Source organism: Gilliamella sp. wkB171 (assembly GCF_001693755.1).
Lineage (GTDB): Bacteria > Pseudomonadota > Gammaproteobacteria > Enterobacterales > Orbaceae > Gilliamella > Gilliamella apicola_F.
Map to the genome: position 1 here is coordinate 20,946 of NZ_LYST01000031.1, position 24,736 is coordinate 45,681.

Here is a 24,736-nt window from a genome sequence, read left to right on the forward strand (position 1 = left end):
AACATAATAGGTTTTGTACTATTAGAGAGAATAAAATGAAAACAAAACAAACTAACCAAATGATTATGCCTATTTTACCATTACGTGATGTCGTTGTTTTTCCACATATGGTAATCCCTCTCTTTGTTGGTCGTAATAAATCAATACGTTGTCTTGAAAGTGCAATGGAAATGGACAAACAAGTTTTTCTTGTAACCCAAAAAAACCCTTCACAAGATGATCCTGAGATTGATGATTTATATGAAATTGGTACTGTAGCAAATATTTTGCAATTACTTCAACTGCCTGATGGCACAGTGAAAGTGTTAGTTGAAGGCGTCGAAAGAGCAAAAATTGTTGATATTGTCGAGCAAAAAGAAGATGATTTTTTCGTTGCTAGTATTCAACCATTGCATGAAAAAAATAAAGATAGTGATTTGAATGAAGCTTTAATGCGGGTTGTGCTTTCTAATTTTGATGATTATGCAAAACTGAATAAAAAAGTCACACAAGAAGTTGTTGATTCAATTCGATTAATCAAAGAGCCTTCTCAACTTGCTGATTCAATTGCAGCTACGCTATTTTTGAAAGTTGAACAAAAACAAGAGTTACTTGTTACCGCTAATTTAGAAAAGCGTTTTGAATTGCTTATCTCATTAATGGAAGCGGAAATTGATTTATTGCAAGTTGAAAAAAATATCCGCCAGCGCGTTAAACAACAAATGGAAAAAGCGCAAAAAGAGTATTATCTTAACGAACAGATCAAAGCAATTCATAAGGAATTAGGTGATATCGATAATAAACCTGATGAATATGAAGAACTAAAAGAAAAAATTACTAAGGCAAAGATGCCTCAAGAAGCGACTGAAAAAGCATTAGCGGAGCTTAATAAACTCAAAATGATGCCAGCAATGTCTGCTGAGGCAACAGTGGTCCGTGGTTATATTGATTGGATGATACAAATTCCATGGCATAAACGTTCGAAAGTCAAAAAAGATATTGAAGCTGCACAGAAAGTTTTGGATAAAGATCATTATGGTTTAGAGCGAGTTAAAGACCGTATTTTAGAGTATTTAGCCGTACAAGGACGAGTTAATAAAGTTAAAGGTCCAATTTTATGTTTAGTTGGTCCTCCAGGGGTAGGTAAAACATCGTTAGGTCAATCTATTGCTAAAGCAACAGGTCGTCAATATGTACGTATGGCGCTCGGTGGTGTTCGAGACGAAGCCGAGATTCGTGGCCATAGACGTACTTATATTGGTTCTATGCCAGGTAAATTGATTCAACGTATGGTTAAAGTCGGTGTCAAAAATCCGTTATTTTTACTTGATGAAATTGATAAAATGGCATCAGATATGCGGGGCGATCCTGCTTCAGCTTTATTAGAAGTGCTTGATCCAGAACAAAATAATGCATTTAGTGATCACTACTTAGAAGTTGATTATGACTTATCGGATGTGATGTTTGTTGCTACGGCGAATTCAATGAATATTCCTGCTCCTTTATTAGATAGGATGGAAGTCATTCGTCTATCAGGTTATACCGAAGATGAAAAATTGAATATTGCAAAGCAGCATTTAATTTCGAAACAGATTGAAAATAATGGATTAAAATCAAAAGAAATAGAGATTGATGATTCAGCGATTATCGGCATTATTCGTTATTATACTCGAGAGGCTGGTGTACGTAGTTTAGAACGAGAAATTGCAAAAATTTGCCGTAAAGTGGTTAAGCAACTAGCTTTAAACAGTAAGTTGAAAAAAGTAACTATTACGCAAGATAACCTTAAAGATTTCTTAGGTATTCAACGGTTTGATTACGGTAAAACTGATAATGAAAATCGCGTAGGGCAAGTTATTGGCCTCGCATGGACAGAAGTTGGTGGTGATTTATTGACAATTGAATCGGTAAGTGTTCCTGGTAAAGGAAAACTAACATATACAGGCTCGTTAGGCGATGTTATGCAAGAGTCTATACAAACGGCATTGACGGTTGTACGTTCTCGAGCAGAAAAATTAGGCATTAATAGCGATTTTTACGAAAAACGCGATATACATGTACATGTTCCTGATGGTGCGACACCAAAGGATGGGCCAAGTGCTGGTATTGCCATGTGTACATCATTAATTTCTACACTAACCGGTAACCCTGTCCGATCAGATGTTGCCATGACAGGTGAAATAACTTTACGGGGTGAAGTGTTACCTATCGGTGGGCTAAAAGAAAAATTACTGGCAGCACATCGCGGTGGCATTAAAACAGTAATTATACCAAAGGATAATGTTAAAGATTTAGAGGAAATTCCTGATAATGTAAAATCAGAAGTTGATATCAGACCTGTCCAATGGATTGATGAAGTGATCACCATTGCATTACAGAATAATCCATTTGGTATCGAACCACTGAAAAAAAACATTAAATTAAAACCTTCTTCAAAAAAGGCTACAAAAGTAGTGAAAACTAAAATTCCTACACATGCCCAATTGAATTAATAGTCCTTAAAATTAAAAAGATCAACTGATGTTGATCTTTTTTTTATCTCTTATAATTCCGATAATAGCCAATTTAACTAAATATGCTATACTTGCCAAATTAAAACTTAAGGTGTATGGAGAAAAGCAAGAAATGATGGATACAATCCGTAAAGCGGCAAATAATATTGTCGTTAAGATTATTTTTGCAATCATTATTTTATCTTTTATATTTACAGGGATTGGTTTTTTGGGGTTTGGTGGTAGTAACAAAGCTAACGATGCTACACTATATATTGCAAAAGTTGATGGAGAAGGTATTAGTCGAGCTGAATTTGAAGCACGCGCAAAAGAAGTTACCTCAACGTCAATGGGTGATCTTGCATTTATTAAACAACTTCGTCGGAACGTATTTTATTCTGAAATTACCAACTATTTAGCCTATAAATTTTCTCAACAACTTGGTGCAAATATAAGTAATGACCAAGTAAAAGAGTTTATAAGACAGCAAAGAGTATTTTTTGACAATGGTAAATTTAGTAATGAAAAATATTTAGACCTCTTAGCTGCCAATGGTTACACACCAGATACTTATGGTGAAGGTATAAGATCATCTTTACAACAACAACAAGTCATAGACGCTCTAATCAATTCGAGTTTTGTTTTACCTGTGGACTCAGAAATTTCTAAATTGAAGGAGCAAACTCGAACCATTTATACAGCAGCGATTAATCCCAATATTGTTAATCTCGATGATGTGAAAATTACGTTAGAGGATGAGCAAAAGTATTATGACGAACACCAAAGTGAATTTTATAAAAAAGAGAGAGTGAAATTTAATTATATTTTAAATGAAGAATATCAATATAATAAAAAAATTCATGTTAGTGATGATGAGGTAAAACAAGAATTTAATCACAATATTAAAGATTATACTTTTCCTGCAAAAAAATCTTATAGCGTTATTTATATCAAAGATAAACAACAGGCTGATGATATTGTTAATGAATTAGCATCAGGTAGCAGTTTTGAAAGTATTGCTAAAACTGTTAATCAAGATAATGCATCTCCATATGGTAAAAATGGTTCATTAGGTTGGTTTGTTGATGATGATTCTTTACCACAGGCATTTAAAGATGCACACTTGGATACAATAGGACAAATATCTAATCCTATTGCTGTTGATGAAGGATATCTTATTGTCAAATTAGATGATATTCAACCCGCTAAAGCAATGGATTTTGATTATGCTAAGTCTATTATCGAATCAAAAATTAAGCATTCGAAAATAAAAAATGCATTTGAAACTGTAGAACAGAAAATCCAAGCTGCAGTTAACAAAAATCCTAATTCATTAGAATTGATTGCTAAAGAGTCTGATTTACCACTATTTAATTCTGATTGGGCCTATTTTAATGATGTATCAACTATTTTACGTTATCCTGAAGTTAGAGATGTTGCTTTTAGTGATGAAATGATAGTTGATGGTAAAGTAACAGGTAAAGTGTCTGAAATGATAACCGTCGGACAAGGTTTAGATTTGTCTGATTTTGTCATTCAGGTGGTTGATTATCGACCAGAAGGTATTGCACCTTTTGATGAAGTTAAAGATGAAATTAATAAAAAATTACATCAAGATATTGCTAATAGCCGTTTCCAAGCTACTGTTAATAGCACAATGGAACAATTAAATGATAAAGGTAGTTCTGCAAATGTGCAATTTTCCAAAAATTATACCCTGCATCGTAATGACAATGATCTCGATGCGCGTGTTGTAAATATGGTGTTTGATCTGGTACCATCAACAACATCTAAACGCGTGTATGGCGTAGAATATTTAAATGATAAAAGTGCGACAGTTGTTGTGTTAACGGGTGTTAATACTCCTAGCGAATCGAAAGACATATCATCAGAATTATTACCATTATTCATGAATAATACCTATTATTATTTAGCTGAAGATATCCGTTCTAAAGCTAAAATTGAAATAATGCCGGATGCAAATTTGTGATGTAGTTCGTAAAATTACAGAAAATTTGTTTAATTTAGAAAAGTCACTTAGGTGACTTTTCTCATTTTTTAAATGATTAATGCCATATAGTTTTATTCAATGACATAGTAATAAAGCATATTAATTGCATAACTATATTTAAGAGGTTAATCAAATGAAACTATTTTCCCTAGTCTGTCTTTTATTATCGAGTCTAGCATTTTCTAATGTAAGTTTAGCTGATAAGTTACCTAATGAAGCAGCTAAACAAGATCAGCAACAAATAACTCAAGTCAATATCAATACCGCTTCGGCTGAGGAACTCACAAAAGTATTAACAGGAATAGGCGCAAGTAAAGCTAAAAAAATTGTTGAGTATCGTGAAAAATTTGGGCCTTTCGTTTCAGTAGAACAATTAAAAGAGGTATCAGGTATTGGTCAAGCAACATTGGATAAAAATGCTGGTAAAATAGCATTATAAGTTAATTAGGCAGTCGACGGCCAACCTCGTCGGCTGTTTATCTAGATGGCTTCGATTAATTATCTATAGGATCAACATCTATGCTCCACCTAACTTTGCTTGATTCATTCCATTTTTCTATTGCTATAATCAATTGGTCTAAAATCGTTTGAAGCTTTTGCCGATTAGTATGTTGTACTAATAACTGCCAACGATGATAGCCCGCTTTTTTGGCTTGATTTGCTGGCATAGGACCAAGTAACCATAAAGCGGGATCGTCACAATACATTTTTAACCACTCATATATGCGTTGTAAAAATGTTGGTGCATATTGATTATTACGATCTGCTGCACGAATTAATGTTTGGTAACTAAATGGCGGTAATAGGGTTTTTTGACGTTCTAACAACGTCTGTTTGGCAAACTCTTGATATCCTTGATGAAGCAAAATATTTAATAAAGGATGATCTGGATGATAGGTTTGTAAAATTACCTCCCCCGCTTTGGTCTCACGTCCTGCTCTACCAGATACTTGCGTATAGATTTGTGCAAATCGTTCTGTTGCCCGAAAATCACTTGAAAACAATGCACCATCAACATCAACAATACCAACTAAAGTAACATTCGGAAAGTGATGACCTTTAGCTAAAATTTGGGTACCAACTAAAATGTGGGCACCACCTTGCTCAATAGTTTGTAAATATGTATCGAGTGCACCTTTTTTAGATACAGTATCACGATCAATTCGACTAATTTTTATTTCTGGAAATAATATTGCTAATTGTTTTTCAAGTTGTTCTGTACCAAATCCAACAGGTACTAAGTGCGTTGAACCACATTTAGGGCATTGTTTAGGTACACCCCTTGGGGTATCGCAATAATGGCAGCTAAGTTTATTTTGCTGTTGGTGAAAGGTATACGGTCTATCACAACGTGGGCACTCAGCAATCCAACCACAATCATGGCATATCAATAAAGGCGAAAAACCTCGTCGATTTAAAAATAACATGACTTGATTGTTATTGTTTAAATGTTTTTTTATTTGTTCAATAAGTGGTTGAGATAATCCTGCCGATAGGACTAATCCTCTTATATCTAAAATAGATTGTTTTGCTAGCTGCGCATTTCCTGCTCGTTTAGTTAACTGTAATAATTGATAACGATGATTTTGGACATTATTCAAGGTTTCAAGTGACGGTGTTGCAGAACCTAGTAATATAGGAATATTATCGAATTTGGCACGAATAATGGCTAAATCTCTTGCATTATAACGCCACCCTTCTTGTTGTTTGTAAGAGCTATCATGTTCTTCATCAATAATTATTATGCCCAGATCTTTAAACGGTGTAAAAATTGAAGAGCGAGTACCAACGACAATGGCATTTTCACCATTCTTACTCCTTAACCAAACGTTCAATCTTTGCTTATCGGTTAATCCTGAATGTAAAATATCAATCGGTGCGTTAAAGCGTTGTTCAAAACGTCTAATTGTTTGTGGCGTTAAACTAATTTCGGGTACTAATACTAAAGCCTGCTTGCCTTTTGCTAAAATGCCAGTAAGGACATTTAAATAAACTTCCGTTTTACCTGATCCAGTGATCCCTTCTAACAAAAATACTGAAAAATGATCATTTTGTTGATTGATTGTATTAATGGCTTGGATTTGTTCGTTATTTAATACAATAGTATTACGATTAGTTGAAAAATTAGATTGCCATGGAATGTTATTTGGTTGTTGACTGATTTGGGTAATCAATTGTTTTTTTTGTAATTGATGATATATAGTTAAGCTTAAGTCTGAATCATGCAACTGGTTATTTCTAAATAAAGATAATAACAATTTTTGTTTTGGTGCTCTTGATAATGTATTTAAATCAATATTTTGACCTAATTGCGTCAGTTGCCATTGTTTAATTTCATCTTGGCAAGCTTTGCGACCTTGGCGTAACAAAATAGGCATAGCGTGAAATAAAACTTCGCCAACGGGATAATGATAGTAATTAGCTGCCCAATTTAATAATTTCCAAATTGAATTTGTAAACAACGGTTGCTCGTCAATTATTGAGACAATTGATTTTAAGTGTTCAATTTCAATGTCGGTTTGCTGATCTATTTTAACAATAATACCTATAGCAAAACGTTTACCAAAAGGGACTTTTACCCGCATACCCACTTGAGCAGGAGAGGTTAAAAAATAGTCATAAAGTTGGTAAAGCGGTACCGGTAAGGCTACATGAGCGATCAGCATTAAGTGTCACAATTAAAATTAATCAAGGTCAATATTGTACTGAGTTTTTATATAACTCGCAAAAGCTAGCTAACATCATTTGTTTTTTATGGATTTTATCTAATAAGTTATCGATTAAACTTTAAAATTTAAACGGTAACCTATTGATTGACATATGGTATCGTTTTATAAAATTTGTTATCCTCAGATTAGAATAAGTAATATTTTTTAAGGAATACAAAATGCCAGAAAACTTTTCACATATTAATCATAATGGTGATGCACATATGGTTGATGTGTCTAATAAACAAATAACGGCACGAGAAGCAAGAGCTGAATCACAGGTTTTGATGAACTCAGAAACACTAAACATGATTATTGAAGGTAAACATCACAAAGGTGACGTTTTTGCCACTGCTAGAATTGCAGGTATTCAAGCTGCTAAAAAAACTTGGGAACTTATTCCCCTTTGTCATCCGCTTTTACTGAGTAAGGTTGAAGTTAATATTGAAGCTGATATTGTTAATTCTTGTGTTAGAATTGAGTCCGTATGTCGATTGCAAGGTCAAACAGGGGTTGAAATGGAAGCACTGGTCGCCGCATCTATAGCGGCTTTAACGATATATGATATGTGTAAAGCTGTCCAAAAAGATATGGTTATTAGTCAAGTAAGATTATTAACTAAAACCGGTGGTAAATCGGGTGATTTTGCCATCTAATAATAAATTAGTCATAGTATGAATAGAATTATTTTTTTCGCTCAAATAAGAGAGCTCATTGGTGTTGAAAGTATCTTATTAGATGTTAGTCAACTGTCGGTATCTGATCTATTACAAAAATTAAGCCAGCAAGGCAATAAATGGTCAATGGCATTAACAGAAAAAACTGTATTATGTGCCGTTAATCAATCATTGGTCGATTTTGATTATATAATACAGCCTGATGATGAAATCGCTTTTTTTCCTCCAGTGACAGGCGGCTAAAAAAATGGATATTATTCAAGTTGGTGATGAACAAATAGATGTCATCAAATTAAATACTTGGTTATCTGAACTATCACAAGACGGTGCGGTTGTAACATTTATAGGTAAAGTTCGTTCACTTGACGAGCAGCCCCTTAGCCTTTTTTTAGAACACTATTCTGGCATGACAGAAAAAGTACTACGTCAAATTGTTAATCAAGCTCGTGAACGTTGGCAATTAAGTCGTGTGGCGGTTATTCACCGAGTAGGTGAAATAAGTACTAATGAACAAATCGTTTTTGTTGGAGTCAGTAGTGCCCATCGTGCGGATGCCTTTGCTGCGGCTGAATTCATTATGGATGTATTAAAAACTCAAGCGCCTTTTTGGAAAAAAGAACGTACAGGTAATGGGGACAATTGGGTCGAGCCTAAAAATTCTGATATACAAGCATTGAAAAAATGGCTTTAATCTCCATTTAATATATAATAGATAGAGTATGTTACATAATATTTTATAAGAGGTAAAGGATGGCAAATTATTCATCTAATAGTTCAATAATTGAAAAATCGACAAGTCGTGTACAAACCTATATGAGTCATGTTTACGGCTGGATGACTGTTGGACTATTATTAACAGCTTTAGTTGCATGGTATGCATCAACTAATCTGCAATTATTACAGTTATTATATCGAGGTATGTGGGTATTATTAATTGCTGAGTTAGGGCTAGTTTTTGTTATTTCTGGTTTTATCAATCGTTTATCTGGCGCAGCGGCAACCACATTGTTTATGCTCTATTCAGTTTTAAATGGTTGCACGTTTTCTATCTATTTTATAGTTTATACTTCGTCCTCGATTGCTAGTGTATTTTTTATTACAGCAGGCATGTTTGCTGCGATGGCTTTTTATGGCTATACCACTAAACGTGATTTATCAGCCTTCGGTCGCTTTTTATTTATGGGACTAATTGGTATTGTAATTGCCTCATTGGTTAATCTCTTTTTGCAAAGTGAGCCATTAATGTGGGCTGTAACTTACATTGGCGTGTTTGTTTTTGCAGGATTAACTGCTTATGATAATCAAAAACTCAAAGAGTTAGGCGAAAATATATCTTATGATGATCAAAATGTATTTAGACGCTTTGTCATTTTAGGTGCATTAACTTTATATCTTGATTTCATTAACCTGTTCATTATGCTGCTAAGGATTTTTGGCGATCGTCGATAATGGTATTTTTATTGATTTAGAGGGCTCTATTAAGAGCCTTTTTTTGTTAGTTGTTTATTAGTAATTTATTTTTTAGTCTTTTATATTAAAATTTTCGCAGAAAATACTGTGTTTTAATATAGAATACCTTTTTTTATTTCTTATATACTTAGTATTAAGTTTAATATTAGAGAATTACTGTGAAAAAATTATATTCCTTTGTTCTAATAAACATTTTTATTTCATCAATCATTGCCATTCGTTATTTTGTTGTTCCTGGAGCATTATTTAATTGGGCCGGAATTACCTTTTCAATTTTTGCAGTAATTGGACACTTTTTCTCAGTTTATTTATTGCTTTTAATTATTTGTATTCCGCTGCTTTGGATAAAACCATGTTTTCGTAATCTCATTTTGATAGTATTATTTGGTTTTTTTCAAATTGGATTATTTATCGATACTATTGTTTTTCAACAATACCGATTTCACATAAATCTCTCTGTTTTATCAATGGTATTTTCTGGGCAGGTGGTGGATTTTTCTTTATTCACTTATTGCTTAATGTTTGCATTAATTATTGCTTCACTTTGTCTAGAGTGCTTTATTCTTTATTGGATTAATAACAAATTTGCAATAGCACAGACTAAGTCTAAATTTCTACGTTTATCTACTATTTTTCTTATTTTTGCTTTTTTTATTAGCCATATTGTGCATATGATTGCTTTTTATTATGCTTATTCTCCAATTATGGTAGTAAAAGAATATATTCCCTTATATCGTCCGTTTACGTCCAAAAAAATAATGGAATTTTTTGATAAACAAGGGCAACGTAAAGTTATTTATGAAAAAGATGATGAACATACAGGTATCCATTATCCTAAACATACACTTGTTATTAATTCTGATAACAATAAACCTCAAAATATTATGTTTATTGTATTAGACTCCTGGCGTTATGATACGTTTAGTGAGCAAATTTCACCTAATACTTATCGTTTTACACAACAAAATAATGGGGTTATTTTCAATAATCATTATTCAACGGGTAACGCTACTCGGACGGGTATCTTTGGGTTATTTTATGGCATCCCTGGTACTTACTGGGATGCATTTTTGCGTAATAGTGTTCCATCTTTGTTCGTTACGACATTACAAAAAGAAAATTTTAATATTGGTATTTTTACCTCAGCTAAGGTGACTGCCCCAGAATTTGATCGGACAGTATTTGCAACAATTAAAAATTTAAGAATAAGTAGTCACGATGGCCCAGCTTCAAGTCGCGATAAACAGATCACAAATGATTGGTTAGCTTGGTATAAACAACGTGATACCTCTAAACCAAGTTTTTCATTTTTGTTTTATGATGCACCTCACGCTTATGATTTTCCAAATGATTTTGAGGTAAAATTTAAGCCAATTGGCGATCTTGATTATATGACATTAAATAATAATACTGATCCTGTGCCAATTTTTAATCGTTATAAACAAAGCGTCTATTATGATGATTATTTATTGCAAAATGTTTATGATGAACTACTTAAATCAGGAACGTTAGATAATACCTTAATTATTATTACTGGTGACCATGGTCAAGAAATGAATGATAATAAGCTTGGTTTTTGGGGGCACAATGGCAATTATACTGATGCTCAAACCAAAGTTCCGTTTATTATTATTGGCGCTAAAAATTTAGAGCAATTAAAAGATAATGCCGCTAAACTGACTAGTCACGAAGATGTAGTTCCGTCATTAATGAAACATTACTTATATGTGGAAAATGATATAAGTGATTATTCAACAGGGTATGATTTATTTAACCCAATCACTAATCGTAATTGGTTATTGATGTCAAATTATAGTTCCTATGCAGTTCGTACGCCGGATAATATTTATCTTGTTAATAGACTCGGTATTAGTCATTATATGGATTCGCACAATCACGAGATTGATGCAACGCCTAACTATAGCTATATCCAAGCGGCGATAGGTAATATGCGTTATTTTTATCAACCGGCTAATTAGTTAGTTCTCTATCCTTTTATTCAAAAGGATAGAGAAGAATTCTTAACGAACATCAGCGCAGTTTAAACAATAAATATAGCGATTTTGGCTATCGTGAAATTTATTCCATAAAGATACTTGTTGTTTTAACTGTTTAGCTTGTGGTAATTGATCGAAAAATATTTCAGCAGTTGATTTTGGCAGCATTGTTAGCATCTCAGAATAAAAACTATTGAACCAACTTACATCTGGTTTAAGCCAGTCAATTTTATAATCCGTTAAATTAGCTAATGTAACTGCTGTTTCAATAGCGTCATCAAAATCACCAAGTTTATCAACTAAACCAATGTTGCTTGCTTCTGAACCTAACCAAACTTGGCCTTGAGCTATTTTATCCACTTGTTCTGTTGACATATTTCTTGCTTTGGCAACTAATGAAATAAAGGTATTGTATCCATTATCAATATTCATTTGTATTAGTTGGCTCATTTCATCCGGTAGATTTCGAGTAACACTATTATTTGCAAGTGGTGATGTTGTTACACCATCATTGTAAACACCAATGTGAGATAATGATTTTTCAAAGGTTGGAATGATACCAAAAATACCAATAGAGCCGGTGATTGTATTCGGACTAGCAATAATGTAGTCTGATGCTGTCGATATCCAATATCCACCAGATGCAGCCATTCCGCCCATAGAAACTACTACAGGAATTTGATAACTGCGTAGTGCTTCTAACTCACTACGAATCGCTTCAGAGGCATCAACACTTCCGCCAGGACTGTTAACTCGTAATATAACAGCTTGAACATTTTGATTATCCAAGTTGTTACGGATATTTCTAAGCTGTTCAACAATATCTTGGCTGCCCGCTATATCAGTGTTATTTTCACTGTCAGTTATCGTACCATTGACAAAAACAACGGCGATTAATGGTTTATCGTCAGTTTGTTCATTTTTTTCTGTCAATTTATAGTCATAAATACTTAATTGATGTTGATTCTGAACAATATCGAGATCATATTGATAATTGGATGCAACAACGTCAACTAAACCAGTAGATAACGCATATTGACTCATACTTCCTTTAGCTGCTTTTAACTCTGACAACATATCAGTAGGATTTGGAACTAATTGACTAGGGGCTTTTTTACGTTGTACCGAAATATCATTAAGATAATTTTCCCACATGGCTGAAAGCCAGCGCGTCGTATTGCTTTTTGCTGCATCTGACATATCGTCTCGAATGAATGGTTCAATTGCAGATTTGTATGTGCCTACTCGGAAAATATGAGTATTAATTTTTAAGTTATCTAATAAGGTTTTATAATATAAATTATTCGCTGATAGCCCGTATACATTTACTGCACCTAATGGTGTTAAATAAATTTTATTAGCATAACTAGCTAGGTAATATTGGCTTTGGTTAAAATTAGAACCAATTGCATAAATTGGTTTGTTAGCCTCTTTAAATTTGGATAAATATTTACCCACATATTGTAATGAGCTCATATCTGCACCAACAAAATTATCCAATTTTAAAACCATACCATCAATATTAGGATCTGTTGTTGCTTGCGCTATTTTTTGTGTTAATTCAAATAAACTATTTTCACGAGAGGTATTTACTTTTTTGCCATATATTTTATTTTGTAATGCATAAATCTCATCGTCATATCGCGTACTATCAACAATAACACCTTCTAAATCAAGTACAAGCGTGCCATATTGTGGAACGATATCCTGTTTTTTCAAATCTTTTATCAGTTCAATGCCACTAAAAATAAGAATAATAGCAATAAAAAATATTAGATTTAGAAAAATTTGTCTAAAAACGTTGATGGTTTTCCAAATTAATTTTATGACTGATAATACAGATATCATAATTAGCCCTTTTAGTCGTAATGTTAGCTCTTCGCTTCTATATTTCGTTTTTTGAAATATTTTTTATCTTCAAAACGCAAACAGGTTAATTTACCGCCCCAACAACAGCCAGTATCGAGAGCATAGATATTATCAGGAGTACCTTTACCATTTAAAGCGGCCCAATGGCCAAAAGCGATACTGTATTGAGCTGGAATTTTTGAAGGTAATAAAAACCAAGGTTTTAGTTTTGTAGGCGCTTGATCTGGTGATTTTTTGAAATAAAAATCAAGTCGGCCATCTTCATAACAAAACCGCATTCGTGTGAGTGCATTAGCAATGTAACGTAAACGGTCTAATCCTTGTAAATCACAAGACCATTCATCAGGGAAATTACCGTACATTTTATCGAGAAAAAGTGGATATGAATCACTCGATAACATAACATTTAAATCATTAGCACATTTTTTTAATGTATCGAGATCCCATTGAGGTGAAATACCCGCGTGGGTCATAATCAGTTTTAACTTTTCATCTATTTGAACTAATGGTTGTTTACGTAGCCAATTCATTAATTCATCGTAATCAGGCGCATTGATCACACTGTCAAGATTATCTTTCTTTTTTGCTAATGTTACATTGGCATAAATCGATAATAAATGTAAATCATGATTACCTAAAACTAAACGAATTTGACTACTTAAATTTTTTACAAATCTGAGCACGTCTAACGATTTTGGTCCTCTGGCAACCAAATCACCGGTTAACCACAAAGTATCAGATGATGAAAAACCCGCTTTATCAAGCAAACGCATAAACTCATCATAACAACCATGAATATCACCAATGATTAGGTTTGCCATAATATTATTTCCATGCGTTTGCGAGTTTACAATATTGTTGTACTGACAAATTTTCAGCACGTAAATTAGGATCAATATCTAATTCAATTAATTGGTCCGTTGTAAACATATTACTTAAACTATTGCGAATCGTTTTGCGCCTTTGATTAAAGGCTTCTGTAGTGATGCGAGAAAGTATTTTAACATCATCAACTAAATAAGGTTTTTGTTTGTAGGGAATTAACTTGACAACAGCAGAGTTAACTTTAGGTGCCGGTTTGAACGCGGTAGGCGGAACTTCTAACACAGGAATAATTTGGCAATAATATTGTGCCATTACACTTAATCTTCCGTAATCTTTACTATTTGGTGCCGCGACAAGTCGCGTGACTACTTCTTTTTGTAGCATAAAATGCATATCATCAATGATATTGGCATATTCAAATAAATGGAACATTAACGGTGTAGAAATGTTATAGGGTAAGTTACCAAATACTCTTAATGGTTTACCTAATTGTTGATTTAACTCATTAAAGTTAAAGGTTAGAGCATCTTGTTCAATAACAGTTAATTTATTTTTTAACAAAGGATTATCAATCAATCTACTGGCTAAATCTCTATCAATTTCTATAACTGTTAAATGGTCAACATATTTACTGACTGGAACTGTTAATGCAGCTAGACCAGGACCGATCTCTACAAGAGCCTGATCTGATTTAGGTTGAATAGCTGCGACAATACTTTCAATAATATAATCATCATGTAAAAAGTTTTGCCCGAATCGTTTACGGGCAAAGTGACCTTGGTGTACACGGTTAGTCATGTTTTTCTTCACCTGTGATTTTGATATAAGCATCGCCTTTTAATTCTTGGATCCATACTTGCGCTTCTTCACCAAATTTACGGTTGAAAATTAATCGATAAGCTTGATCTTGTTTAACTGCATTTGTACCATCAGTCTGTTTAGTATCGATTAATTGGATCAAATGCCATCCAAACGATGATTTGATTGGTTGACTAATTTCGCCTTTCTTTAATTGAACTAAAGCATTTCTAAAACCAGCGTCATAAACATCGGCTCGACTCCAACCTAAATTACCGCCATTTTCAGCAGAGCCAGGATCTTGAGAATTAGCTTTAGCAGCTGCTTCAAAAGTTGTCGCTCCACTTACTATAGATTTACGGATATCAGACAGTTTTTGTTTGGCAATTTGGTCTGTTACAAGCACATTAGTTTTAATTAAGATATGGCGAGCATTAAATTCATCGATGGTGAATTTTTTCGGTGCTTCAGAACGTGTATCATCAACTTTTAAAATATGTAATCCAACACCGGATCGAATTGGACCAATAATACTTCCTTTTGGTGCTCGAATTAATCTTTCTTCAAAAATGGTAGGTAATTCATTGAGTTTATGCCAGCCCATATCACCACCTTTTAAAGCAAGATCATCATTTGAATATGAGGTCGCTAATTTCGCAAAACTTTCACCTTTTTCGGCTCGACGGATAATGTCGGTTGCTTTGTTAGTCGCATCATCTATTTGTTGTTTAGAGGCTTTTTCTGGAACGGATATAAGAATATGGCTTACTTTAACATCTATATTGTTAGAGGTTTGTTGAGACATATTTTTAGCTAAGTTTTCGACCTCTTTTTCAGAGATTTTAATTCTTGGTCTGACTTCATTCATTCGGGCTTGGTCTATTAACATATCGTTATGTATACGTTCACGATAAGCGCTATAACTTATTCCCATTGTTGAAAGTTTGCTTCTAAGTTGATCGATTGTCATACCATTTTCTTCAGCAATTTTAGCAATCGCATTGCTTACTTGATCATCACTTACTGTAATTTTAGCTTTAGCGGCTTTTTGCAAGATTAGATTTTCAACAATCAAACGATCCAGAATTTGTTGCCTCAATACTTTATCATTTGGCAAATTACGTGGATCGGTGCTTGCTTTTATGGTTTTTAACATATCATTAACGTCACTTTCTAATATGACATTGTTATTAACTACTGCAGCAACTTGCTCAACGACTTTAGCGGCAGCATTAGCTGATAAAGGATTAATCACTGCTATACTTAAACTTAAGTTTAAAGCGATAAGTAATTTAGATATTTTCATATTATTCAACTCATTTTATTTGCTACAGTTGATAATAACTGTAATTAAGTTAATTAGTTATGTTGTGCGTTACTAATATAATTATTCAAATGCTGTTGTATAAGGTAGTTTACCAAAATTCAACATTTTTGCTTTTACATCACGATTATGGCCTAGACCCATTAACTCAAAATTAACTGAAAGTTTATTTTCATATTTACTATCATGGGATATCCAATCCCAATCTGTCAATTTACGTCCATATTGAACAGTCATACCCCAACAGCAGTCACTATAATGTAATCCAACTGAGCCATCTGCGGTTTGCCCCAATTTAATATCATAATAATAAGAACCAACAGCATCTATTGTTTGAGATAATGGCCAAGTAGTCACAATACCTGCTTGGGAAATATCTTGTTTATAGCCTTTATATAACGAACTTTTATCTACCGTATTAATATAGTTATGATTAGCATAACGATAAGATAGCTGTAGTAATTTCTCACTTGAAGGACGATACTCAAGTATCGTGTTGGCTAAAGAAATAGTATCAATACGTGTATCGTATTGTACACCACTTCTAAAAATCACATCGTCAGTAATACGCCAGAAATTATCCGATGCCCAAGTAATACTACCTGTATCAGAATTTTTATCTATTTCGGTATTGTGTTCACTGGTTTTTGATTTAGTAAAATAGGTGATTTGTCCGATTGATAAATTAAATTTTTCTACCTTGCTTTCATCGTAAAAACGAGTCGTCACACCAGTAGCGATATTATTAGCTGATGCAATGCGATCTAACCCACTATAAGGGAGATCTCTAAATAGACCGATATAATCGTATTGTAAGAAAGTAGAATCATAGCTGCCAATATTTGACTGATTGCGATATGGAATATATGTATATTTTACTCGTGGCTCTAAAGTTTGGGTATAACCCTCAATCAGATCAAAATCACGCTCAAAAATCACTTTTCCATCGATACTAAATTTAGGCATAAAACGATTAACACTTTTGTCTAAGTTTTGGTATCTTTCAATAGATTTTTTAATATTATCTTGGTTGTAGTGCGTTGCCATTAAACCACCAGACGCACTTAATGAAGCCCATGTATTGGTGATAGTATAATCAAGAGTAGGTTCAATATGTGCACGCCAAGCTTTCGGGTTATTTTTTCCTGAACTTAAAAAGCGTGATACTTGTGAAAAGGTTTTAAATTTAAATGGACCAAAATCATAATTATAATAGTTCATATTTAATTGTGGTTGAGTTTGGTATAGTGAATCTCTAACTCCATCATGGAATGCTTGGAAGTGTCTATAACCCAGAGTAATATCCCAACTAGGATCATTGTAGCCAATTTTATAAAATTGAGTTAAATATCCAGCTGTTTGTGACGCATATTTAGAGTTCAAATCTGTTAGATATTGATTGTCACTTACGCGTGTAGTATCTGCCTTAAAACGCCAATTGTAATTAATTAACTCATCGTTTTTCCAGTAGAATAACCAACGATGGCGGTTATCATCATAATTTTGACCATTTAATAATCTATCTCGATCATCATCATATTTGTTATCATGTTGTAACCAATCAAAAGCCACCGTGCCTAAACCTAATTGATTTAAATAGCGGAACTCTGTCTGTAACTGAACGCCTCTACGCTGTAATATTCTTGGGGTAAATGTTGCATCATAGTTAGGTGCAATATTCCAATAAATTGGTAACGAAAAATCAATACCATCGACACTATCATAATTTAAATTAGGCATTAGCAAGCCTGAACGGCGTTTATCACCAGTTGGTAACTGTAAATAAGGTGAATATAAAACCGGTACTTTCCCAATACGAAATACTGCATTCCATACTTCAAGTAATTGCTCTTCATTATCATGGATCACTGTGCTACCTTTTACACTCCATGTGCTGTCATCGACAGGACAAGATGTAAAACTACCATTTTTCAAAATAACATAGCGATTTTTTTCAAGCTTCATCTCGTCTGCGTTACCGCGGCCTAGTCGGTTAACCAGATGATAATCACTCGGTGTAATATTCGCATCATTATTATCAAGATTCATCAAGGCATCATTGCCTTTAATTCTTATCAAATTATCTTGATAAGTAATATCGCCTTGCAAAGTAACAAGTCGATTACTTTTATCATGAGAATCAATCGTTACTCTATCTGCTTGTACGGTACGATTCCCTTGTTCGACAACTACATCACCTTGATAAATTATTTTGTCTGGATAAAGTGCTTCAAACTGGTTTGCTTCGGCATCAACAGGCAGTGTTTGGATATCACCCTCAACTAATGGGCGATCGAATTTAGGCACATCGATGAGGCATTGTGGATTATTAATAACAGCTTTAGGTAATCCGATAGCATAACTGCTACTATTATATAGACAAAGAGTAACGGTTATTGCAATAAATGAAGGCGCTAATTTTTTCATTAATGATTAAAAGTAATGATGATTATTTTAATTTAAGCATTATAGCGGTTATTTATAAAAGTGCGAAAGAAAAATTAATGTTTAGCCCTGCGTTTATTTCTTTTACTCAACTGGTTAACCATGCTAATTCTTTTCTCAATTGAGGTATGTTGAAATTCATCCCACCATTTAGCTAAATCTAATAATTCCCCTTTTTCAATAGATGCCCGCATTTCTAATAAATCATAAGCTGCTCGGAATTTAGGATGTTCTAAAATGGCAAATGCACGTTTACCTTCACGCTTTTTCATGCGTAATTGTAGTCGCCAAATATCACCCATTATCGATGTTAAACGTTTTGGAATAGCAATAATTTGACATTGTTCACTTAAAATATCATTGATAGCCATCGAAAAAGCATCATGGAATTGTAAGCCACTTTCAACACACGTTAATTGTGTTTGTTCCATAATTGGATACCAGAAGAAAGCAGCAAATAAAAATGCTGGATTAATACGTTGATTATGATCAATTCGGTAGTCAGTATTTTTTAAAACCTGTTCAATCATCTTTTCTAAATAGCTATTGTTATTTCCGGTAAATAATCGTTGAATAACTGGAAATAATTGTTCAAACAGATGATACTCTTTCAATAATAGGTAGGTTTTGTATCCATGACCTGATTGCAGTAACTTTAATGATTCATCAAATAAACGAGCTGCAGGAATATTTTTTAATAACGGCGCAAGCTCTTTAATTGGTTCTGCTGTTGCTTGCTCAATTGTCATGTTGAGTTTTGCTGCAAAGCGAATTGTTCTTAACATTCGCACAGGATCTTCTCGATAGCGAATTTGCGGATCACCAATTAAGCGAATAATACCATTTTGTAAATCTTTTATGCCTCCACAATAATCGCGCAGTGTAAAATCTTTAACACTGTAATAAAGCGCGTTCATTGTAAAATCACGTCGCAAAGCATCTTGTTCAATCGTACCATAGACGTTATCACGTAATAACATACCGGTTTGCGATCGTTTGGCAACATTACTTTGCTCATCTTGAGAACTATGTTCGCCACGGAAGGTAGCAACTTCGATAATCTCTTTACCAAACATAATGTGTGCAAGACGAAAACGGCGGCCGACTAAACGGCAATTTCGAAATGTTTTTTGCACTTGTTCAGGTGTCGCATTTGTGGTGATATCGAAATCTTTTGGTATTTTTCCTAATAAAAGATCGCGAATACAACCACCGACTAAATAAGCTTCATATCCTTGTTTGTTTAAACGATAAAGAACTTTTAATGCATTTTCACTGATATTTTTACGAGAAATATTATGTTCATTACGTGAAATAGAAATATAGCGAGATTGTTTGTGTTCTTCATGGCGAAACATTTTGCGATAAAAGCGAGAGACTTGTTTAAAAATAGTGCACCTCAAACGTGTATGAACCAAAATGGCAATATAGCGCGCGATTATATAATAATTGCTTATAACTTTCCATTTTTCTTATTATCCGAATTTTAATTGGATGAAAAGCAGGTATTTTCTCATTTTAAATGAATATTCTATTTGATTTTTTGGCAATAATTATCAACAATAGCAGTTTATAGAGTAGAATTAGTCAAATAGCTTTAAAAGGCATCAATACCTGTTTATACATATTTCATGCATTATTTAACAAGCTGATTAAGGTTTACTACAACCTATGCTCAAAACTTCTTTTTTAATTCATTGTAGAAAACAATAGATATAGGAAGCAAATTAAACATTTTGCTTAATTTTGTGAGTAACATGAGTAATAGTAGTTTAACAAATCGCTACTGACAAAAAGTCGATTGAGTATATAACATTAACTGATAACTTATTGGGGGACATTATGAATATTCGTGATTTGGAATATTTTGTTTCGTTAGCTGAATTTCGTCATTTTCGTAAAGCCGCTGATGCTTGCAATGTGAGTCAACCAACATTAAGTGGACAAATCAGAAAATTGGAAGATGAACTTGGTGTAATGTTGCTAGAACGTACTAGTCGTAAAGTACTATTTACACAAACAGGTATGATGCTTGTTGAGCAGGCTAAAGAGATCTTACGCAATATCCAAATCTTAAAAGAGATGGCAAGTCGTCAAGGTGAAGAGATGTCTGGTCCGATGCATATTGGCTTAATACCAACAATTGCACCTTATCTATTACCACATGTAATAACGGTATTACACGAATCTTTTCCGCAGCTTGAACTCTATTTACATGAAGCACAAACTGCCAATATAGTTGCTCAACTTGAGAGTGGTAAGCTCGATTGTGCCATTGTTGCACAGGTTAAAGAAACATCACAATTTATAGAATTACCATTATTTGATGAACCGATGTTTTTAGCGGTTCCGGCTACCGACGAATTAGCCAGTAAAAGGACAATTAAACTTTCTAGTTTAAAAGGGCATAAGTTTTTGATGTTAGAAGATGGTCATTGTTTACGTGAACATGCAATGGGATATTGTTTTCAAGTCGGCATTGATGAAGATAAACAATTTAAAGCGACAAGTCTTGAAACATTACGCAGTATGATTTCTGCTGGGCGAGGTATTACGTTGTTTCCTGAATTAGCAGCACCAAATGAACGTATTCGTGATAATATTTGCTACATTCCTTGTACAGATCCTGTTCCAGTGCGAAGCATTGCTCTGATATATCGTCCGGGATCGCCGTTACGTTCCCGTTATGAAACCATTGCTAAAACAATTCGAGATCACATGCCAAAAGTATTTGCTGAGAAAGAGCGTTTGTTAGAAAAAGCGAATTAATGATTGACTAAGTTAAAATTACCAAAATCGACTGAAATAATGAAAAATGCCAAAACTTCGGGGGTTCGTGCTCAGCAAAAAGAGCGAACTCGTCGTACATTAATAGAAGCTGCATTTAATCAACTTAATGCTGAGCAAGGTTTTGCTAGTTTAAGTTTGCGTGAAGTTGCACGTGAAGCAGGTATTGCTGCTACTTCTTTTTATCGGCACTTTCGTGACATGGATGAATTAGGTTTGGCGATGGTTGATGAAAGTGGTTTAACTCTTCGTCAACTTTTGCGACAAGCACGTAAACGTATTGAAAAGGGCGGAAGTGTGTTACGAACCTCTGTAACAACCTTTATTGAATTCATTGATAAAAATCCTAAAGTTTTTTTATTACTACTGCGTGAAAAAGCGGGTACATCATCGGCTTTTCGTTCTGCTATTGCTCGAGAAATTCAACATTTTATTGTCGAATTGGTTGATTATTTGGATAATGCTAATGACATGCCTCATCAATATAACGAAGCTCAAGCGGAAGCAATGGTTACCATTGCTTTTAATGCAGGAGCCGAGGCTTTAGATTTTGACCTAATACAACGCCAAAAATTAATCGAAGATCTTATATTCCAACTTCGTATGGTTTCGCGCGGTGCCTATTACCTTTATCACAAAGAGTTAATTAAGCAAGAAAATCACTGATTTTAAATTTTTATACTGACATGTAGAGTGAATTTACTGTTTTTAATAAACTAACGTGTCATATTATTTGTTAAATACCTAATTTGATAAATTCAAATATTGATTAACAAATTGTATTATTTATTCTATTGTTAAGTCTTCATATTCATTCCAATTGCAAATAGGCAATTTTTTTAATAGGGATAAATTGAATGACTAAATTCTACATTGGCTTAATTTTTTATTTTATCTTTACCCTTAGCAATTATGCATATTCAGATGTAGGGTTTAAGCAAATCTATTACGATAAACAAAGTAGCCGACCGTTGAATATAGCAATATGGTATAAAGCGAATAATCAACAAGATAGCGTAATGGTTGGCGATAATGCTATTTTTTATGGTTATAAAGTTCTATTCAATGCAACCCCTGTTTTAGATTATCATAAGCATCCCTTAATTGTTCTCTCGCATGGTTATGGCGGCAGCCAGCAAAATTTAAGTTGGCTTGCCTATGAACTGGCCGAAAAGGGGTATATTGTCGCTGCACCAAATCATCCAGGGACTACACTGTTTAATAGAGATATTCATCAATCTTCTAAATTATGGTTACGCCCACAAGATTTGAGTAGAACAATTGATTATTTGAAAGAAGATGAGACTTTAGCAAACTCGATTGATATGAATAATATATCAGCGATTGGGCATTCCCTTGGTGGTTGGACGGTAATTGCACTTGCTGGAGCAAAATTTGATACAGAGCTTTTTAAGCAAGACTGTACAATTCATTCCCATTTGAAAGCTTGTCAATTAGTGACTGAACTCGGCCTTGATAATCCAAAATTAAATCAAAGTTTATTCGATCCAAGAATAAAATCATTTATCTCTTTAGATGCAGGAGTAGCCAGAGGTTTTACTTCGGAAAGTTTAAAAGATATTAGCATCCCTTCTTTAATTATTGGTGCAGGAATTGATGTAGGTGATATGGATGCAGAGCTTGAATCAGGCTATTTAGTGCAGTTCCTGCCAAAATCACTATCTACTTATACGGTGATACCAGATGCGATGCATTTTAGTTTTATACAAGTTTGTAAACCACAGGCAATAGAAATATTAGAGCAAGAAGCTCAAGGCGAAGGTATTATTTGTAAGGATGGTGGGGAACGAACTCGAGCCGAGATTCATCGTGAAATAATTAAACAAATTACTACTTTTTTAGCTCAAATAAATTTAACCCCTTAGCTCTTATAAAATTACTGCGGCTAGGCCGCAGTAATATTTTGTATTCTCTATAAGACTAATTATCATTAAAGATTTTGTAACACTTTTTCAACACTATCTTTGGCATCACCAAATAGCATATAACTATTTTCTTTGAAGAATAGTGGATTTTGAACGCCGGCATAACCGGTATTCATTGAACGTTTAGAAATGATAACCGTTTTAGCTTTCCAAACTTCAAGAACTGGCATACCTGCGATAGGGCTATTTGGATCTTCTTCCGCCGCTGGGTTAACCGTATCATTTGCACCAATGACCCATACAACATCCGTATCAGGGAAGTCGTCATTGATTTCGTCCATTTCAAGCACGATATCGTAAGGTACTTTAGCTTCAGCTAATAATACATTCATATGTCCCGGTAAACGCCCTGCTACAGGGTGAATACCAAATCTTACCTCAATACCCATAGCTCGTAGTTTTTCAGTAATGTTACTGACTGCACCTTGTGCTTGTGCAACCGCCATACCATAACCTGGAACAATAATAACTGAGCGTGCTTCTTTTAAAGTTTGTGCAACTTCAGCAGGTTGAATTTCACGGTATTCACCTTGTTCTTCTTCTGAAGAGCTTGATGAACTGCCATCACTACCAAAACCACCGGCAATTACGCTAATAAATGAGCGATTCATTGCTTTACACATAATGTAAGAAAGAATTGCGCCTGAAGAACCAACTAAAGCACCAGTTACAATGAGTAAATCATTACCTAACATAAATCCTGCCGCAGCGGCCGCCCATCCAGAATAGGAGTTAAGCATTGAAATAACAACTGGCATGTCTGCGCCACCAATTGATGCAACAAGATGGAAACCAAAGACTAATGCTATAAGTGTCATAATGAGTAAACAAAATAGCGCGCCAGCTCCTGTTTGCAGATTGACAAATGTAAACATAAGTATTACAGATACTACAATAGCAGCAAGGTTCCAATAGTGTTTATTTGGAATAGATAATGGTTTTGAACTAATACGACCATTTAGTTTGCCAAAAGCGACAATCGAACCAGAGAATGTAACCGCACCAATAAAAACACCAACAAATATTTCGACCAAATGAACGGTAATTTCACTCGATGAGAAGGTAAAAATATGTGAGTCTAAAAAGCTATTAAAACCAACTAGTACCGCAGCCATACCAACAAAACTATGAAGTAGTGCAACAAGTTCTGGCATTTGTGTCATTTCTACTTTTTTGGCTAAATATAAACCAATAGCCGCGCCAATAATCATCGCAATGATGACCCAATGTAATCCACCATTGATGCTAGCAATCGCGGCAACAAGTGCAATTGCCATACCGATCATGCCATAGATATTACCCGATTTAGCTGATTCTTGATTGGAAAGACCACGTAGACTGAATATAAACAGTAAGGCAGCAATTACATAAGCTGCTTGAATAATTCCATTACTTAACATTATTGATA

Annotated in this window: 19 protein-coding genes; 11 read left to right on the top strand and 8 right to left on the bottom strand. The window is 34.0% G+C overall.

Annotated elements, in window-relative coordinates; translation table 11 throughout:
* The first annotated feature begins 35 nt into the window (after positions 1 to 35).
* The 3 genes from lon (at position 36) to A9G03_RS03070 (ending at position 4,921) form a co-directional block, all read left to right on the top strand.
* Positions 36 to 2,471 carry an endopeptidase La gene (gene lon / locus A9G03_RS03060; RefSeq protein ID WP_065798380.1) on the top strand — a complete coding sequence of 812 codons (2,436 nt, stop codon included), beginning with the start codon at positions 36 to 38 and terminating at the stop codon, positions 2,469 to 2,471.
* Positions 2,472 to 2,604: 133 nt separating this feature from the next.
* Positions 2,605 to 4,461 carry a SurA N-terminal domain-containing protein gene (locus tag A9G03_RS03065; RefSeq protein WP_179854735.1) on the top strand — a complete coding sequence of 619 codons (1,857 nt, stop codon included), beginning with the start codon at positions 2,605 to 2,607 and terminating at the stop codon, positions 4,459 to 4,461.
* A gap of 154 nt (positions 4,462 to 4,615) precedes the next feature.
* Positions 4,616 to 4,921, top strand: a complete 306-nt coding sequence (locus tag A9G03_RS03070) for a ComEA family DNA-binding protein (RefSeq protein ID WP_065798382.1) — start codon at positions 4,616 to 4,618, stop codon at positions 4,919 to 4,921.
* A gap of 55 nt (positions 4,922 to 4,976) precedes the next feature.
* On the opposite strand, the gene priA is transcribed toward A9G03_RS03070, so the two are convergent.
* Positions 4,977 to 7,148 (bottom strand): primosomal protein N', encoded by a 2,172-nt coding sequence (gene priA, locus A9G03_RS03075; protein ID WP_065798383.1) that lies wholly within the window; start codon positions 7,146 to 7,148, stop codon positions 4,977 to 4,979.
* Positions 7,149 to 7,369: 221 nt separating this feature from the next.
* Here priA and moaC point away from each other — a divergent pair, with 221 nt between their 5' ends.
* The 5 genes from moaC (at position 7,370) to A9G03_RS03100 (ending at position 11,316) form a co-directional block, all read left to right on the top strand.
* Complete coding sequence (gene moaC / locus A9G03_RS03080; RefSeq protein WP_065798384.1) at positions 7,370 to 7,846, top strand: cyclic pyranopterin monophosphate synthase MoaC; 477 nt, start codon at positions 7,370 to 7,372, stop codon at positions 7,844 to 7,846.
* A gap of 18 nt (positions 7,847 to 7,864) precedes the next feature.
* Positions 7,865 to 8,110: a molybdopterin synthase sulfur carrier subunit gene (moaD, locus tag A9G03_RS03085; RefSeq protein WP_065798385.1), complete on the top strand. Its 246-nt coding sequence runs from the start codon at positions 7,865 to 7,867 to the stop codon at positions 8,108 to 8,110.
* A gap of 4 nt (positions 8,111 to 8,114) precedes the next feature.
* Complete coding sequence (gene moaE / locus A9G03_RS03090) at positions 8,115 to 8,558, top strand: molybdopterin synthase catalytic subunit MoaE (protein ID WP_065798386.1); 444 nt, start codon at positions 8,115 to 8,117, stop codon at positions 8,556 to 8,558.
* A gap of 59 nt (positions 8,559 to 8,617) precedes the next feature.
* Positions 8,618 to 9,316: a Bax inhibitor-1/YccA family protein gene (locus tag A9G03_RS03095; protein ID WP_065633942.1), complete on the top strand. Its 699-nt coding sequence runs from the start codon at positions 8,618 to 8,620 to the stop codon at positions 9,314 to 9,316.
* A gap of 179 nt (positions 9,317 to 9,495) precedes the next feature.
* Positions 9,496 to 11,316 carry a sulfatase-like hydrolase/transferase gene (locus A9G03_RS03100; RefSeq protein WP_065798387.1) on the top strand — a complete coding sequence of 607 codons (1,821 nt, stop codon included), beginning with the start codon at positions 9,496 to 9,498 and terminating at the stop codon, positions 11,314 to 11,316.
* 42 nt (positions 11,317 to 11,358) lie between these two features.
* Here the strand turns inward: A9G03_RS03100 and sppA are convergent, their stop codons facing one another.
* The 6 genes from sppA to pcnB form a co-directional block, all read right to left on the bottom strand.
* Complete coding sequence (gene sppA / locus A9G03_RS03105; RefSeq protein ID WP_065798388.1) at positions 11,359 to 13,182, bottom strand: signal peptide peptidase SppA; 1,824 nt, start codon at positions 13,180 to 13,182, stop codon at positions 11,359 to 11,361.
* Positions 13,183 to 13,205: 23 nt separating this feature from the next.
* Positions 13,206 to 14,024, bottom strand: coding sequence for a bis(5'-nucleosyl)-tetraphosphatase (symmetrical) ApaH (gene apaH, locus A9G03_RS03110; protein ID WP_065798389.1), 819 nt, complete (start codon positions 14,022 to 14,024; stop codon positions 13,206 to 13,208).
* A gap of 4 nt (positions 14,025 to 14,028) precedes the next feature.
* Positions 14,029 to 14,826: a 16S rRNA (adenine(1518)-N(6)/adenine(1519)-N(6))-dimethyltransferase RsmA gene (gene rsmA, locus A9G03_RS03115; protein WP_065633938.1), complete on the bottom strand. Its 798-nt coding sequence runs from the start codon at positions 14,824 to 14,826 to the stop codon at positions 14,029 to 14,031.
* Positions 14,819 to 16,132, bottom strand: coding sequence for a peptidylprolyl isomerase SurA (surA, locus tag A9G03_RS03120; RefSeq protein ID WP_065798390.1), 1,314 nt, complete (start codon positions 16,130 to 16,132; stop codon positions 14,819 to 14,821). Before surA ends, rsmA begins: the two co-directional genes overlap by 8 nt.
* A gap of 81 nt (positions 16,133 to 16,213) precedes the next feature.
* Complete coding sequence (gene lptD, locus A9G03_RS03125) at positions 16,214 to 18,577, bottom strand: LPS assembly protein LptD (protein WP_065798391.1); 2,364 nt, start codon at positions 18,575 to 18,577, stop codon at positions 16,214 to 16,216.
* Positions 18,578 to 18,651: 74 nt separating this feature from the next.
* Positions 18,652 to 19,953 carry a polynucleotide adenylyltransferase PcnB gene (gene pcnB / locus A9G03_RS03130; RefSeq protein WP_065798392.1) on the bottom strand — a complete coding sequence of 434 codons (1,302 nt, stop codon included), beginning with the start codon at positions 19,951 to 19,953 and terminating at the stop codon, positions 18,652 to 18,654.
* 484 nt (positions 19,954 to 20,437) lie between these two features.
* Here pcnB and oxyR point away from each other — a divergent pair, with 484 nt between their 5' ends.
* From oxyR to A9G03_RS03145, 3 genes are all read left to right on the top strand, one after another.
* Complete coding sequence (oxyR, locus tag A9G03_RS03135; RefSeq protein WP_065633934.1) at positions 20,438 to 21,364, top strand: DNA-binding transcriptional regulator OxyR; 927 nt, start codon at positions 20,438 to 20,440, stop codon at positions 21,362 to 21,364.
* Between the two features lie 39 nt (positions 21,365 to 21,403).
* Positions 21,404 to 22,048, top strand: a complete 645-nt coding sequence (gene fabR / locus A9G03_RS03140) for an HTH-type transcriptional repressor FabR (RefSeq protein WP_065798443.1) — start codon at positions 21,404 to 21,406, stop codon at positions 22,046 to 22,048.
* Positions 22,049 to 22,239: 191 nt separating this feature from the next.
* Complete coding sequence (locus tag A9G03_RS03145) at positions 22,240 to 23,268, top strand: alpha/beta hydrolase family protein (RefSeq protein WP_065798393.1); 1,029 nt, start codon at positions 22,240 to 22,242, stop codon at positions 23,266 to 23,268.
* Positions 23,269 to 23,333: 65 nt separating this feature from the next.
* Here A9G03_RS03145 and pntB read toward each other — a convergent pair whose 3' ends face one another.
* A complete protein-coding gene (gene pntB, locus A9G03_RS03150; RefSeq protein ID WP_065633931.1) occupies positions 23,334 to 24,728 on the bottom strand; it encodes a Re/Si-specific NAD(P)(+) transhydrogenase subunit beta in 1,395 nt (464 codons plus the stop codon).
* Positions 24,729 to 24,736: the final 8 nt, after the last annotated feature.